The sequence below is a fragment of the Acinetobacter sp. TYF_19 genome, from assembly GCF_043105125.1.
In the GTDB taxonomy this organism is placed as follows: Bacteria; Pseudomonadota; Gammaproteobacteria; order Pseudomonadales; family Moraxellaceae; genus Acinetobacter; species Acinetobacter johnsonii.
On sequence record NZ_JBICLH010000004.1, the window covers coordinates 1 to 14683 of the forward strand.

The window sequence follows — 14683 nt, forward strand, 5'->3', positions numbered from 1 at the left end:
AAAAACCCTTTACAGATAGGTTTATGCAACAAAGCCTCTCGGTTTTGCCTTTCAGTATGGTCTCTTATTTTTAAAAAATATCAATTGGCTTTTATTTGTACAGTTGTTTCGAAATGTCATGGGCTCTTGTCGAGAGTGAAAAATGCTTTTATATTCTACTTACAGTAGGTCGATAACTAAGACGCTACGATGTAGTTGGACGGATCAATGACAGCTCGTTGAGTTTGGAACGAAATGTTCAAACAATAAATCAGCACTAGCCTTCCAACATAGAAAAGCTCGCAGCAATGCGAGCTTTTTTTATGTGAAAAAATATGACTATGTATCTTAGTTGTTAAGCATATTTGATTTAAGTTTATGATTTATAGTTATGATTTTGAAAATATTTATATAAATTAACATTGCGATAAATTCTAACAACTCTTGGGGAGGTGTTGGAAAAAACTTGTGCTATAAGATTAAGCAGAGCTAAAAAAAGAAAAGGAAAATGACCATGACTCAGCTTGTAGATGTAAAGGTAAAGGACCAATACAGCCAAACTTATAATGTGAAGGCCCAGTTAAGGCAAGTACCTGAAAACTCCGAAGCAGAACGTTTGGATTTGTTTAAACGAATTGAACATATCGTTGTTGATGGTGAAGTGATTCTGCCTAGTATTGAACTGTTATTTGAAAGTCGGCAAACGGAAAATATATACCGAGTTGTTGATTAACCCTATTGAAAAAAGCCCATGTTTACATGGGTTTTTTATGGGCGATCTATATCAAGTTAAGTTATCCCATCGCTGAAGATAAGGGATAATTTTTTTGAGCGATTATATTGAAGATCATAAAGTGAAATTAGGATATCACTTCACACATAGTTCCTATTTATCAAGCTATTTGATGAATGGTTCAAGGAACTATTGTGCCAAAGTCTGAAAAAGTCGATGAAAGACATTAAGATTTATTGTATGAAAAAAATATAAGACAAGAGTTTTTAATAAAACTTGTAGTCTTTAAATCTTAACTAAGACAGAAAAAGACTCAATTATTCGTTGAATTTATTTAAGCTGCTTGCAAACGCAACAGTGAATGATTGATCTGTTGTAAGTGTTGGTTGAGTACTGTGGGTTCTATTCGACTTTCCTGTAACGTCGTAATCCATTGCATTTGGCAGCGTTTGAGACTGTGTAAGTCTGTCGCCGATTGAATTTGAAGAATGAGTTGTTTTGCCATTAAGCCACAATAACGTTGTAATAAGCTCATCATCAAATCGCGTGTTTCTTCAAAGCTATAAGCTTTAAGCGGTTGGGCTGGGCTTTGTGTAGGAGTGGGTGGTGTAGGAGTCTGCGCTTTGCTGTCTAAATCTATTGGATTGACGCTATTTTGACTATTTTCTAGTAGTGAGGCAGGTGGTTGAGATTCGGATAGAGGCTCTATTGGGCTAGAGACGTGAGCTGTTTGTGTGGAATGAATTAAACCCAATTCAATTAATTGTCCGAGGATTTCAGGCGTTGCGATGCGTTGTTTGAACTGGTCAGCCAATTGTTCAAAATCTTCTGTACCAATTAAAACCAATAGTCGTCTTTGACGCGCATTGAGTGGGATATGACGTTGTTGTAAAGCATCTAAACCTAGTGCTGTTTTTTGATAATGATTCATACCTTAATTTACTCCCCCGAAAAAATAAATTAAGGCTGAACATACAGGGTGAAAATTACAACAATATTAAGAATTTATGACAATACATTTTAGAGCGTTTTAATGCTCGTATTTTCTAAAGCTTTACGTAAGTATGGGTCGAGTTCATCTTGACGCATTAACCACTGAATATAGTCAGCAGGGAGTTCGGCAATCGCTGTGCCGCGATGCTTGCCAAAATTAATGACACGCGGAATACGAGCATCTTCAGAGACAGCAAATAATTGCTCCATGCTGTTTATTTTTAATTGATGAACCACATGCATTAAAATATTGGCCGTTAAAATAATATCCATATCGGCACGATGAGCTTTTTTAATCATTTCACGAGCTTTTTCACTGCCTTTTGAAATCATATAAATGAGTGCCGAAATATTGTGGGCTTCAGCATCAGGCCAGACCAAACGTGCAAGGGCGAGTGTACAAATCGCTTTAATATGAGAAGTATCGACACCACATTTTTCGATAGCACGAATATCATAATCAATATTATGACCAATGATGTATTGCGTCTCTGCAGGGAGTTTAAAGGTCGTATAGTGAGGCTTCCCAACGAGGTCTGACTCTAAAATATGATGCACAGCCATCGCTGCGAATGAGATTGGTTCATCGACGGTATAGAGCTGATCAAATACTTGGCTTTTATCTAGGCTTAATTTGCCATTTTCAATTTCAATCGGTGCATATGCAATCTCAATGGGTTGACCATTTAAGGTATGGGTTTCTGTGTCGAGAATAATGGCTTGCATGTGCATATCCGAAAATTAAAAGCTGAATAAATTTATCATTTTCAAGACTATCAAGACAGCCTATGACTGCCAGATTTGTGGTTTATTCGCTGATTTTGTGCGGTGATGTTGTTTAAATCATCTGGTGAACCTAGGTGATTAGAGATCAGGCTTTATTAAGCAAGGGAAAAGTTGGAAGCTACTTGTCGATTTATTTAGGCGGGTTGAAAAGGAAAATGATTGCTTAAAATTAAAATAATTCTTTGGGACTCTGTTCAAACAAAGGCTAGAGAAGAGCTCACTACCTCAATTCAGTTGTAGGATCAGGATTTATTTTAAACTTCAAGTCACTAGTTTTTATAACAAAGGCGAGTATGAATTTGCAGCCAATGTTCACTTTGTATCATTCTCGTAAATGGTCTTGCCATGCGTCATTTTGAGGCGTAAATCATTAATGTATTCAAGTGATTTGAATCGTTACAACAAGAAAAAATGTCATTAAGGAATTTTAAGATGAAAAAACATATATTGGCCGTGTTCGTCAGTAGTTCTATGCTTGTTTTAACAGCCTGTGGAGGAGGGGATGGCGATTCAACTTCTGTTGGTGTGGATGATGGGATTCCTAAAAATAATATTGTTAATCCAGTCGTAACTACGCCAACAGCATATACAGCTACAGATATGTCAGCTACCGCTGGTGAAAGTGTGGTCATGACTTATAAAATGCTGGGTCAGGACAATAAAGAAACTCGCGCAACAGCATTGCTTTTTACCCCTAAAATAGTAGCTCCGGCGAAAGGTTGGCCAATAGTGGTGTGGGCACATGGTACTACAGGTGTTGCTGATATTTGCGCGCCAAGTAAATCTTCTATGGATCCTGATGTAAAATCGATGATTAATGAGTTACTTAGCGCGGGATATGTTGTTGTTGCTCCCGATTACGAAGGACTGGGAGAGCCAAGTGGTACAGAAGCCCACCCTTATCTTAATTTAAAAAGTGAAGCTTTTTCGATTACAGATGCAGTAGTTGCAACACGTGACTACTTAACCAAGCAAGGTAAATCGGTTTCAAAAAACTGGGTGACGGTTGGACACTCACAGGGTGGTCATGCTGCTTTAGGTGCTGGCGAATATCAAAGTCGCGCGCAGTTAGATTACAAGGGGACAGTCGCAATTGCACCTGCGTCTAATTTAAAAACAATCTTTCAAGTGGGGGCTGCAAGTGTTGCAAATTTGCCAGCAATTCAGCAGGTAGGAACTTATACTTCATTGAATACCTATGCTGCACTCATCACTGCAGGTATGCAAAATCCGCCCAATATAACTTTGTACGGGCAAGTGTTTGAGTCTGAAGCAGCCCGTATTGCACGAACAGCTGAATCGGCATGTTCAGGGACTGTTTCTGTAAATTACTATACGGAAATGAATATTTCTGCGAATACATATAACACATTAAATGGGTATTACCCAAAAACAGGATTCCTTGATTTGCCAGTCATAAAAAACTTTTTAGATAACACATCTCAGCCTTTGAAGGTCAAACAAACAGCGCCAATTATTATTTATCAAGGTACCAATGACACGACTGTTCCAAGAGCGATTACGAATATTTTATATGCTGGAGCTTCTCAAGCTGGAAACAATATTCGTTATGTGACTGATGACAGTGAAACGACGAAATGGACCCATACCACATCGTTTAGTGAAAATATCGATGATATTGTTGACGATGTCAAAACTCTCATGCCAATTCAGTAATTTGCTTTGACCCAAATCGCTCATGGAGTTCTGCTTCGTGAGCGATTTTTTATTTAAAACTGCGTAAAGTTCGTTCTCGAAATTTATAAACTTCATGCTACAATACGCGCCAATCTTAGCACGGCTTAAAAGCCCTAATTTCATAGGACCTCGCTAATGTTTGCCAATATCTCAATTGCTGAATTTGATCCAGAAATCGCGCAAGCAATCACAAATGAAGATGCTCGCCAAGAAGCGCACATCGAACTGATTGCTTCTGAAAACTATTGCTCTCCAGCAGTAATGGAAGCGCAAGGTTCAAAACTTACAAACAAATATGCTGAAGGCTACCCAGGCAAACGCTACTACGGCGGTTGTGAATATGTAGACGTGATTGAACAATTAGCGATTGACCGTGCTAAAGAGCTTTTCGGTGCAGATTACGCAAACGTTCAACCGCATGCAGGTTCACAAGCAAACTCTGCTGTTTACTTAGCCCTTCTTAACCCAGGCGACACTGTTTTGGGTATGAGCTTGGCTCACGGTGGTCACTTGACTCACGGTGCAAAAGTAAGCTTTTCTGGTAAAACATATAACGCAATTCAGTACGGTTTAAACCCTGAAACTGGCGAGATTGATTACGAAGAAGTTGAACGTTTAGCAATTGAGCACAAGCCACGTATGATCGTAGCTGGTTTCTCTGCTTATAGCCAAATTGTAGATTGGCAGCGTTTCCGTGACATCGCGGATAAAGTTGGTGCTTACCTATTTGTAGATATGGCTCACGTTGCTGGTCTAGTTGCTGCTGGTGTTTATCCAAGCCCAGTTCAGATTGCTGACGTAACAACAACCACTACACACAAAACACTTCGTGGCCCACGTTCAGGTTTAATCCTTGCAAAAGCAAACGAAGAAATTGAGAAAAAATTACAATCAGCTGTATTCCCTGGTAACCAAGGTGGTCCATTGGTTCATGCGGTAGCGGCTAAAGCAATTTGCTTTAAAGAAGCAATGGCTCCTGAATACAAAGTTTACCAACAACAAGTGGTGAAGAACGCTCAAGCAATGGCTGAAGTTCTTATTGCTCGTGGTTATGACATCGTTTCTGGCGGTACAGAAAACCACTTGTTCTTGTTATCTCTTATTAAGCAAGATGTAACAGGTAAAGAAGCAGATGCATGGTTAGGTGCAGCTCACATTACTGTGAACAAAAATGCTGTACCAAATGACCCACGCTCACCATTTGTGACTTCTGGTATCCGTATTGGTACACCGGCTGTGACGACTCGTGGTTTCGGCGAAGCTGAAGTACGTGAACTTGCTGGCTGGATCGCTGATATCCTAGACAGCAAAGGTGACGAAGCTGTGATTAACGCTGTTAAAGCGAAAGTTGAAGCTGTTTGTGCGAAATTTCCTGTTTACGCAAACTAAGTTCTGACTTGAGAAAGCCCCCTCAAGGGGGCTTTTTTTATAGCATTAAAAAATCAAAATCAGTTGAAATGTAATTTAGACTGCATTTCTGATATAACAGAAGTTATAGGCTAATAAATTATTTTTAATAAGAATTTTATTCATACCGTATTCAAATAGGAATGCAGCACATGGCAAACCCAGCAATTATCATTTCTGAGCAGGATCTTCATCGTTTAGAAACGATGTTAGAACATCAGCCTAAACTTACACCGACCATGCAATTGCTTGAAGAAGAATTGGCCCGCGCCGATGTTGTTGCTCCACAAGATATGCCTGCCAATGTGGTAACGATGAATGCAAAAGTTTTACTGACCATTGCACCATCTACAGAAGCATCTGAAATTACTTTGGTTTATCCGCATGATTTTAAAGGCGAGAAGGGACAGGTCAATGTTGTAGCCCCAATTGGTGCAGCAATTCTTGGCTTAGCTGAAGGTCAAGAAATTGAATGGCCGCAGCCAGATGGTCAAATGATGAAAGTCAAAATTGAAAAAGTGGTTTATCAACCTGAGCGTGAAGGCGATTATTTATAATATCGAAACACTCCATTTTAAAGCCATGTTGATCATGGCTTTTTTATGACTTCAAATATGCGTTTTGTTTCATAAAGGATTGTAACTCCATAGAAGATAAAAACAGAGTATGTATTGATTGGATCTTTTATTTCTACTCAATAGGTTTGGGTCCTAGTACGAATAGAGGACTTAATAACAGATATAACCTTCGTGATAATTTTTACGGCACAAAAGATGTCACAGCATTTTTGCAAAAATCTACATGTTATTTGACATAAAAGCTGTACTATAAAAATGATTTTATTCAATTTCTTTATTGGGTTAAAGCACTATGGCACAAATTGACGTTCTTGTTCCTTTAAGGGATATACCAGTCAATTCAGATGAACTTTTAAGTATCCAGCGTAATGATTTGGTTCCTTTGCTGAACGATCAATATCGTCTCAATCATTATGCAGATAGTGTCATTCAAGCGCAGTCTGTGCTGTTAAATGGAATAGACCCGCAGCTCACTTTACAGTTGAGCCAAACCATTGAGCAACTGATCCAGTCATTGGCTGATTCAAAAAAATACCTGAAGAAGCGTAAATTTAATGGGCTACAAAAGTGGCTCGGAATTGATATTGAATATGGTTCAACCCAAGTTGAATACTATAAAAAACTGGATCAGCTGTTGGATCGAGCCAATCATCTCAGCCAGAAATTACAAATTGAAATTCAAAAGTCACAGGCGCGCTATCAGCAGTTAACAGGCTTACGTGAGCAAATGGCTAAATATGTATCTGCGGCTGAAGCATTTTTAATGGAATATCCTAAATTTGTGAAGAATGTACATCCTTTAGATAATTTTGCAGAACGTTTATCCAAGAAAATAAACAGTTTAAAAACTTTGCAAAGCAGTAATGATATTGCGATCACTCAAATGCAACTGTCTCAGCAGCTTTCATTGAGTTTGTTAGACCGATATAAAGAGGCACAACAGGTCTTGATTCCAGCATGGCAATATCATGTCAAACAATCGCAGCAATCAAGCTCGACAATTGAATTGGAAAAGCTCGATAATAGCCGTGAAAAATTGATTCATACCTTAAAAAAATCACTACAGAAACCAACACTTTAAGAAATAGATTAGGTGAATTATGACCAACTCAGAACAAAACAGTCTTGTGGTAGAGCCAACCACCGAAGTGATTGAACATAAGTTTCAACAGTTAAATTTGCAAGAAATTGGCTTGCAACAAGATGACTTCAATGCGGTCTTGGCAGCACGGAAAGAGTTGGCAGAAATCAACCATAACGCCGTAGCGGAGTATGGTAAAAATATTGCGACACAAACCTCAGGATATACTGATGAGTTGTTAAATTTGGTGCAAAATAAAGACTTGGATGAAACTGGGCAAAAGCTGAATCAGGTGGTACAAGTCGCACAACAGCTCAATACCTCAAGTATCTTAAATAAAAAGAAAAATTCAGGTTTCTTCGGTGGCTTGATGAGCAAAATTAAAGGGGCAAAGAATAATATTGATATGCACTTTAATACCACCAAAGAACAAATAGATACTTTGGTGAAAGAAATTGAAAAATCGCAGTCTGGTTTAAAAGCACGCGTTGATACACTCGATCGGATGTTTCATGGTGTACAAAGTGAATATAAACAGCTCGGTGTGTATATCGCAGCGGGTCAGTTGAAACAGGATGAAATTCAGCAGGAAATCTCAACACTGACTGCACAGGCGCAAGACCAAACAACGACGCAGAGGGTTTACGACCTCAATCATTTAGCCAATAATTTAGAAAAACGCGTGAGTGATTTGCAGGTTTTACAACAATCAGCCATGCAAACATTACCGATGATTCGTATTATCCAGTCTAATAATTTGATGTTGGTCGATAAGTTTTATGCGATTAAAAACATCACATTGCCTGCATGGAAAAATCAAATTAGTTTGGCGATTTCTTTAAATGAGCAGAAGAATAGTGTGCAGTTGGCCAATACCATTGACGATGCGACCAATGACTTATTGAAGCGTAATGCCGATTTGTTACATCAAAACTCAGTAGATACAGCAAAAGCCAATCAACGTTCAGTGATTGATATTGAGACGCTTGAACATGTACAAAACACCCTCATTAAAACAGTAAATGATGTGATTCAAATACAAAAAGAAGGGATGCAGAAACGTGCTGAAGCAACCACACGTTTGCGTAGTTTGCAGGACAATTTGAATCAATTGGTTTTAGACTCGAGTTCTAATCGTACGACACCATCTTAATGCCGAGGTGGGTGGTCAATAGAGGAGAAGCGCTTGCCTTCCTTAGATGAGTATGTTGTTCAGCCTCAGCAAATTGAACAAGGCATGGTTGCACTTAAACAACGTCAACGTAAACTGAGTTTATGGTGTATGTTGAGTGCAGCCTTGTTTATTGCCTCCAGCATTAGCTATTTTCTACAACCTGATTTTGTCTATAGCTTTTTTGGACTGAGCACTGAAATACAGCAACTACATATGCCCATGAGTGTCGATGCGAATTTAGCATCACTAGGACATCAGCCAGATTATTTTCTGAATTTGCTGTCGTGGTTTGGTTGGCTTGTGCTCAAGATCATGGTGTCTTTTATTGGGGCATTCATACTGGTGCACTATGCACGAAAAATTCATTTTTTCTATGTACGTTTTCAATCTTTTATACTGAAGTTTGTGGCATGGCTGATTGCCTTTATTCTGCTTTGGTCTGGGCTGACTTATGTGCAATATGATTTAAAAGATGATGAAAGCGAGGCTTTTCAGCAAATCGTACACTACGATAAAAACATTCAGCAAAGTGAAATAGCACAGTATTTGCAGCAGTCACAAATACAAATGCCTGTAAAACATTATTTGCTTGCGCAAACGGCATTGTTACACCAACCTGTCGATAAAAATGCAGCAATTCCGCATGTGCTTGCTCTGGTCCAAGCAGAAAAAAATGATTCACATTTTATTGAATATGGGTTTAAGCCTGAACAGTTATGGACGATGCAACATCAACTCTATGGCAAAACACTCACGCCGATGGCTGCAAGTGTAGAAAAACAAGTTCAGCAAGCAGCACAGTTCACTACGGTCATGCAATTCTTTTCGCTTATCTTGATGCTACTGATGGCAGTGCTGAGTCTTGTTTTGTTTGGTCTAACGCGTCAGTTAAAAGCCAGAACTTTAAGAATTGAACAGCGGATGCAGAGTGAATCCTAAGCTTTGACTTCATTTAAAGTCCTGCGTTTAGTGGGACTTTTTATGATGAATATCTTTAAATCTACAAAACCGATTATTAAAATAAAAACAAACTGTTTTATCTATTTTTAGATTTACTCTATGATTCTTCTATCAAATAATTTTACAGACTGCTTTGGAGAGCTTAACAATGTTAGATCAAAATACTTCAGCTCAATTAAAAACACTTCTTGAACGCCTAGAAGGTCCGATTGAATTGGTTGCGACTTTGAATGGTTCTGAGAAATCAGACAAAATCAAAGAATTGGTTGAAGAGGTTGCAGCACTGTCTCCACTGGTGACTGCACGTTTTGATGGTCAAAACTCACGTGCACCCAGCTTTGGTGTAGCAAAAGCCGGTGAACAACCGCGTGTTTTCTTTGCGGGTTTGCCGATGGGACATGAGTTTACCTCTTTGATTTTGGCATTGTTACAAACCTCAGGTTATGCACCCAAAGTATCAGATGAAGTTTTAGCTTCAATCAAAGGTTTGGGTATTCAGTCTGACTTTGACGTATTTGTCTCTTTAAGCTGTCATAACTGTCCAGACGTGGTGCAAGCCTTAAACCTGATTGCCATTTACAATCCAGGCACGACAGCCACTATGATTGATGGTGCATTCTTCCAAGACGAAGTTGAAGAACGCAAAATCATGGCTGTACCGATGGTGTTCCAAGACAACAACCATATTGGTCAAGGCCGTATGACCTTGGAAGAAATTATTGCCAAACTGGATACCCATTCCGCAGCCAAAGAAGCTAAAAAACTCAATGCCAAAGATGCTTTTGATGTTTTAGTGATTGGTGGTGGTCCTGCGGGAAATACCTCTGCCATTTACGCAGCGCGTAAAGGCATTAAAACAGGGATCGTGGCTGAACGGATGGGTGGTCAAGTCATGGACACCATGGACATTGAAAACTATACCTCGATTCAAAAGACCCAAGGGCCTAAGTTTGCTGCTGAAATGGAAGCACATGTACGTGAGTACGGTGTGGACATCATGAACTTACAACGTGTTTCTAACATCAAAGGTGCAGATGAGACCGCGAATGGCTTGGTTGAAGTCACTTTAGAAAATGGTGCGAAGCTTGAATCTAAAACTGTGATTCTTTCAACAGGTGCACGTTGGAGAGAAATGAATGTGCCGGGCGAAGCAGAATACCGTACCCGCGGTGTTGCCTACTGCCCACACTGTGATGGTCCACTGTTTAAAGGCAAACGTGTAGCAGTAATTGGCGGGGGGAACTCAGGTGTCGAAGCTGCGATTGATCTTGCTGGGATTGTAGAACATGTGACTTTGGTTGAGTTTGATACCAAACTACGTGCCGACCAAGTGTTGCAAGACAAATTGCATAGTTTGCCTAACACTACGGTGATCCTGAATGCACTCTCGACCGAAGTTGTGGGTGATGGTTCACAAGTGACGGCATTGAAATATAAAGACCGTGCAACTGATGTAGAACATACGGTTGAGCTTGCAGGAATCTTTGTGCAAATTGGTTTATTACCAAACACTGATTTCTTAAAAGAGACTGCTGTTGAGCTTTCAAACCGTGGTGAGATTGTAATTAACGATCGCAACGAAACCAATGTCAAAGGTGTATTTGCCGCAGGTGACTGTACGACAGTACCTTACAAGCAAATCATCATTGCCACAGGTGAAGGCGCGAAAGCCGCTCTGTCTGCTTTTGATTATATTATTCGTTCTGGGCTGTAAGTGTGAAATGAAAAAGCCAACGCTCTCCCAAAATATACGTTGGCTTTTTCCCTTTATGTTGTATCGCTGATCTTTGGTTTTACCCTTGATAGGAACTGGGTCGCTAACAGCTCAGTTCCTTTTTTTCGTTTAAAGCAAATATCTTGTACAAAGAAAAAGCCAAAGTGCTCTCCAGTCACTTTGGCTTTTTCATTTAGTTGTTGTTTATTGTTATTCTTTGCCCAGTTTTTGTTTTGAAACTCTGAGTGTGGTCAGTACTCGGTTTCTTTTCTACTTTCCCCAAGGTTAGACGCTAAATAAGTTCAATCCTTTAAATTTTTCTAACAATTGTTGCTGTGTTTCAACGTGTTCTGGATGTGGCTCGATACAAGCAATTGGGCAAACATCGACACAGGTTTGGGTGTCATAAAAACCAACACACTCGGTGCAACGGCTGACGTCTATTTCATAAATTTTATCACCTTCAAAAATAGCGGTATTGGGACATTCGGGAAGACACATATCACAGTTAATACAAGCATCCGTTATTTGTAGTGCCATAACATTATCCCCAGTCAGCTTGCAACATAGGCCAAGGCAGGCGCTGAAATGTCGGCATTTGAATGCGGTAAGTTACGAATGAGTAGGGCATAGCGCATGTCGACATCAGCAGGAACAGGGATTTCAACCACATGACCTGAGCCTTTCGCTTCAAGTATTGGATTGCCTTTTTTATCGAGGATTTCTGTCAGTTTAAAAGTGATGTTGCCTGAAGTGGTCATGAGTTCGAGTACATCGCCCACTACAAAACGGTTTTTGACATCGACTTTCAGATAATCGCCATTGTGTTCCAAAATTTCACCGCAGTATTGTTGATGGTCAAAACTGGATGAACCATTTTCATAATTTTGATATTCGCTATGCACGTGGCGACGTAAAAAACCTTCGGTATAACCACGGTTGGCCAGACCTTCGAGTTGTGTCATGAGTGAGGAATCGAAAGGTTTACCGGCGATAGCATCATCTATGGCTTTACGATAAATTTGTGCTGTACGGGCACAGTAAAAATAAGACTTGGTGCGTCCTTCAATTTTTAAAGAATGGATCCCCATTTGGGTTAAACGCTCAACGTGTTGCACCGCGCGTAAGTCTTTTGAGTTCATAAAGTAAGTACCATGTTCGTCTTCTTCAGCAGCAAACATGTCTTCATCATGACGTTGTAGTAATACGGGTTCATCGAACTGATGTTGTGCTTGCATATGCAGTTCATCAGCATCAGAGCTTGAACAGCAGTTGGAGCTTGTATTTAGATTTTGGACTGGGATCACATCACCATTTTCATCTTGCTGAGTCTGATGTACTTTATATTCCCAACGGCAGGCATTGGTACATGCCCCTTGATTGGCATCACGTTTATTCATATAGCCTGAAAGCATACAACGTCCAGAGTATGCCATGCATAGCGCGCCATGCACAAAAACCTCAATTTCCATGTCAGGCACTTGCTGCTTAATTTCTTCAATTTCATCAATGGATAATTCACGAGACAAAATGACTCGAGTCAGGCCCATATTTTTCCAAAACTTCACAGTAGCCCAGTTGACGGCATTGGCCTGAACGGAAAGATGCACATCCATGTCTGGAAAATGCTCACGTACCATCATAATCAGGCCTGGATCCGACATGATCAAGGCATCGGGGTGCATTGCAACCACAGGTGCGAGGTCACGAATAAAGTTTTTGAGTTTCGAGTTATGCGGTTGAATGTTGACGACCACATAAAACTTTTTGCCTAAGTTATGCGCTTCTTGAATGCCGATAGCCAGATTGTCATGGTCAAATTCATTATTGCGCACACGTAAACTGTAACGAGGTTGTCCGGCATAGACTGCATCTGCACCATAGGCAAATGCATAACGCATATTTTTAAGCGAACCTGCAGGAGAAAGAAGTTCAGTAACGTGATGAATGCTCATGATTAAACTAAGGCATAAAAAAAATATGGGTTTATTGTAGGGCTTTAAAAAATAGATTCAACCTAGTAAACAACTCGGAATTTAAACGGTTATAGACGCGAAAATTACATGTTCAAACGCTGGATTTGAGTGCTTAATGATAAATATCTAGATCTATGGTTTTATGTGGCTAAGGATAGAAGTAAATTTAAATATCCTTGTTTTATAAAGTAAAAGATCGGTTATATAAAAATTACCTGAGGCGCTAATCATCAAAAAGCTAGAGTTCTTTGCGGCCTTTTATCCGAAATAATTAGGGATTATTTTATTAGATTTGATGTGAAGCTAGATTCTTTTATTTGTGAATTTATAAAAAAATTAAATAAAATAAGGATAAAAATCCTGCATTGCCCACGAATGGTTCAAGTAAATAGGTAGCAAAACTGAGTAATACCCATATTCTAAATTCTACGTTGATGTGTTTTATGCATCTGTAAGTCCTGCTTCAAGATGTCTTAGAATTTGACAATCATCAATGGTTGATTGAGTTGAGCAGGACTGTCGAAGCTGTTGTAGCTGTATCTGGAATTTTTGCAATTCAATGATTTTTCGTTCGACTTGTTTTAAATGTTCATCGATCAGTTGATTGACCGCACTACAGTCTTGTTGAGGCTTTTGTTCCAGTTCAATCAGGTATTCAATTTCTTTGAGTGAGATATCTAGCGCGCGGCAACGTTTGATAAAAATGAGTCGTTTAAGTGCATCATCTTGATAATAGCGATAGTTATTGTCCCCGCGAAAAGAAGGCTCTAATAAATGCTTTTTTTCATAAAAACGAATGGTATCGGCACTTAATCCTGTTTTATGGACTAAGTCTTTCATCAAATAAACAGGAGATGAGTTTTGTTGATTCATTTTGCTTGACCTTAGAGCGACTCCATAGTTTTTAATCATAATAGAAAATGATTAGGTCTGGATAGAGGTTGTGTATATGGCATGTTCTTCTTGCAGTTGTGCACCCGCACCGCAAAAGCCAAATAGTAAGTTTAGAACGGTATTGTGGATTGCCTTATTGATCAATTTAGCCATGTTTGTGGTGGAGCTTATTGGTGGAGCTTATGCACATTCATCATCCTTATGGGCCGATTCTTTAGATTTCTTTGGTGATGCAGTCAACTATGGTATTTCACTTGCGGTGCTTGGTGCGAGTTTGTATTGGCGGGCGACAGTGGCACTGCTCAAAGGCATGACCATGGCGTTGTTTGGCTTAGTGGTGATTGGTAAAGTGATCTATGCCTATGCTTTGGGAATTCCACCTGAAGCTATGACCATGGGGGTGATTGGTGTGATTGCTTTGCTTGCGAATGTGGTTTGTGCCGTCATTTTATATGCCTTTAGAGAAGGTGACTCTAATATGCAATCGGTCTGGCTCTGTAGCCGAAATGATGCGATTGGGAATGTGGCAGTTATTTTTGCTGCAATAGGTGTGTTTGGTACAGGCAGTTTGTGGCCAGACATAATCGTGGCAGGCATTATGGCGACTTTAGGTATGACTGCGGGTTATCAAGTGGTGAGCAAAGCATTATCTGAGCGTAGATTACAGCTCGAGAATTAAGAAAACGCTAAATTTCTTAATCAAAGTGAAA

14 protein-coding genes are annotated in these 14683 nt (G+C 39.6%); 9 read left to right on the top strand and 5 right to left on the bottom strand.

What is annotated here, in order from left to right; all coding sequences use genetic code 11:
- Positions 1–493 precede the first annotated feature (493 nt).
- On the top strand, positions 494–712 hold the full coding sequence (locus ACF8FD_RS00075) for a hypothetical protein (protein ID WP_004696033.1): 219 nt from the start codon (positions 494–496) through the stop codon (positions 710–712).
- 334 nt (positions 713–1046) lie between these two features.
- Here ACF8FD_RS00075 and ACF8FD_RS00080 read toward each other — a convergent pair whose 3' ends face one another.
- Positions 1047–1643 carry a hypothetical protein gene (locus ACF8FD_RS00080; protein WP_114392826.1) on the bottom strand — a complete coding sequence of 199 codons (597 nt, stop codon included), beginning with the start codon at positions 1641–1643 and terminating at the stop codon, positions 1047–1049.
- A gap of 89 nt (positions 1644–1732) precedes the next feature.
- Entirely contained in the window at positions 1733–2431 is a 699-nt protein-coding gene (locus ACF8FD_RS00085; RefSeq protein WP_234304711.1) for an exonuclease domain-containing protein, read from the bottom strand.
- A 492-nt stretch (positions 2432–2923) separates the two neighbouring features.
- Here ACF8FD_RS00085 and ACF8FD_RS00090 point away from each other — a divergent pair, with 492 nt between their 5' ends.
- The 7 genes from ACF8FD_RS00090 to ahpF all read left to right on the top strand — a co-directional run bounded on the left by ACF8FD_RS00090 (position 2924) and on the right by ahpF (position 11103).
- The gene (locus ACF8FD_RS00090) at positions 2924–4168 is read left to right on the top strand and encodes an alpha/beta fold hydrolase (protein WP_234304712.1); all 1245 of its coding nucleotides are present in this window, start codon (positions 2924–2926) and stop codon (positions 4166–4168) included.
- A 156-nt stretch (positions 4169–4324) separates the two neighbouring features.
- Positions 4325–5578 carry a serine hydroxymethyltransferase gene (gene glyA / locus ACF8FD_RS00095; RefSeq protein ID WP_005400534.1) on the top strand — a complete coding sequence of 418 codons (1254 nt, stop codon included), beginning with the start codon at positions 4325–4327 and terminating at the stop codon, positions 5576–5578.
- 170 nt (positions 5579–5748) lie between these two features.
- Positions 5749–6153, top strand: coding sequence for a nucleoside diphosphate kinase regulator (rnk, locus tag ACF8FD_RS00100; protein WP_004696044.1), 405 nt, complete (start codon positions 5749–5751; stop codon positions 6151–6153).
- A 313-nt stretch (positions 6154–6466) separates the two neighbouring features.
- On the top strand, positions 6467–7255 hold the full coding sequence (locus ACF8FD_RS00105; RefSeq protein WP_234304713.1) for a tellurium resistance protein: 789 nt from the start codon (positions 6467–6469) through the stop codon (positions 7253–7255).
- 19 nt (positions 7256–7274) lie between these two features.
- A complete protein-coding gene (locus tag ACF8FD_RS00110) occupies positions 7275–8408 on the top strand; it encodes a toxic anion resistance protein (protein WP_078426581.1) in 1134 nt (377 codons plus the stop codon).
- Between the two features lie 33 nt (positions 8409–8441).
- Positions 8442–9368: a hypothetical protein gene (locus ACF8FD_RS00115; protein ID WP_183172935.1), complete on the top strand. Its 927-nt coding sequence runs from the start codon at positions 8442–8444 to the stop codon at positions 9366–9368.
- Between the two features lie 169 nt (positions 9369–9537).
- Positions 9538–11103, top strand: a complete 1566-nt coding sequence (gene ahpF / locus ACF8FD_RS00120) for an alkyl hydroperoxide reductase subunit F (protein ID WP_234304714.1) — start codon at positions 9538–9540, stop codon at positions 11101–11103.
- A gap of 285 nt (positions 11104–11388) precedes the next feature.
- Here ahpF and ACF8FD_RS00125 read toward each other — a convergent pair whose 3' ends face one another.
- From ACF8FD_RS00125 to ACF8FD_RS00135, 3 genes are all read right to left on the bottom strand, one after another.
- Positions 11389–11643 (bottom strand): YfhL family 4Fe-4S dicluster ferredoxin, encoded by a 255-nt coding sequence (locus tag ACF8FD_RS00125; RefSeq protein ID WP_004696054.1) that lies wholly within the window; start codon positions 11641–11643, stop codon positions 11389–11391.
- 14 nt (positions 11644–11657) lie between these two features.
- Positions 11658–13058 carry a tRNA 5-hydroxyuridine modification protein YegQ gene (gene yegQ, locus ACF8FD_RS00130; RefSeq protein WP_201702825.1) on the bottom strand — a complete coding sequence of 467 codons (1401 nt, stop codon included), beginning with the start codon at positions 13056–13058 and terminating at the stop codon, positions 11658–11660.
- 462 nt (positions 13059–13520) lie between these two features.
- A complete protein-coding gene (locus ACF8FD_RS00135) occupies positions 13521–13952 on the bottom strand; it encodes a Cd(II)/Pb(II)-responsive transcriptional regulator (RefSeq protein ID WP_010327174.1) in 432 nt (143 codons plus the stop codon).
- Between the two features lie 76 nt (positions 13953–14028).
- Between ACF8FD_RS00135 and ACF8FD_RS00140 the strand changes: the two genes are divergently transcribed.
- Complete coding sequence (locus ACF8FD_RS00140; RefSeq protein WP_010327173.1) at positions 14029–14652, top strand: cation transporter; 624 nt, start codon at positions 14029–14031, stop codon at positions 14650–14652.
- The last annotated feature ends 31 nt before the right edge of the window (positions 14653–14683 follow it).

What these genes read in the sequence shown, in the direction of transcription:
- ACF8FD_RS00075 (WP_004696033.1), top strand. Translation starts at nt 494, where the DNA reads ATGACTCAGCTTGTAGATGTAAAGGTAAAGGACCAATACAGCCAAACT.
- ACF8FD_RS00080 (WP_114392826.1), bottom strand. Translation starts at nt 1,643, where the DNA reads ATGAATCATTATCAAAAAACAGCACTAGGTTTAGATGCTTTACAACAA.
- ACF8FD_RS00085 (WP_234304711.1), bottom strand. Translation starts at nt 2,431, where the DNA reads ATGCAAGCCATTATTCTCGACACAGAAACCCATACCTTAAATGGTCAA.
- ACF8FD_RS00090 (WP_234304712.1), top strand. Translation starts at nt 2,924, where the DNA reads ATGAAAAAACATATATTGGCCGTGTTCGTCAGTAGTTCTATGCTTGTT.
- glyA (WP_005400534.1), top strand. Translation starts at nt 4,325, where the DNA reads ATGTTTGCCAATATCTCAATTGCTGAATTTGATCCAGAAATCGCGCAA.
- rnk (WP_004696044.1), top strand. Translation starts at nt 5,749, where the DNA reads ATGGCAAACCCAGCAATTATCATTTCTGAGCAGGATCTTCATCGTTTA.
- ACF8FD_RS00105 (WP_234304713.1), top strand. Translation starts at nt 6,467, where the DNA reads ATGGCACAAATTGACGTTCTTGTTCCTTTAAGGGATATACCAGTCAAT.
- ACF8FD_RS00110 (WP_078426581.1), top strand. Translation starts at nt 7,275, where the DNA reads ATGACCAACTCAGAACAAAACAGTCTTGTGGTAGAGCCAACCACCGAA.
- ahpF (WP_234304714.1), top strand. Translation starts at nt 9,538, where the DNA reads ATGTTAGATCAAAATACTTCAGCTCAATTAAAAACACTTCTTGAACGC.
- ACF8FD_RS00125 (WP_004696054.1), bottom strand. Translation starts at nt 11,643, where the DNA reads ATGGCACTACAAATAACGGATGCTTGTATTAACTGTGATATGTGTCTT.
- yegQ (WP_201702825.1), bottom strand. Translation starts at nt 13,058, where the DNA reads ATGAGCATTCATCACGTTACTGAACTTCTTTCTCCTGCAGGTTCGCTT.
- ACF8FD_RS00135 (WP_010327174.1), bottom strand. Translation starts at nt 13,952, where the DNA reads ATGAATCAACAAAACTCATCTCCTGTTTATTTGATGAAAGACTTAGTC.
- ACF8FD_RS00140 (WP_010327173.1), top strand. Translation starts at nt 14,029, where the DNA reads ATGGCATGTTCTTCTTGCAGTTGTGCACCCGCACCGCAAAAGCCAAAT.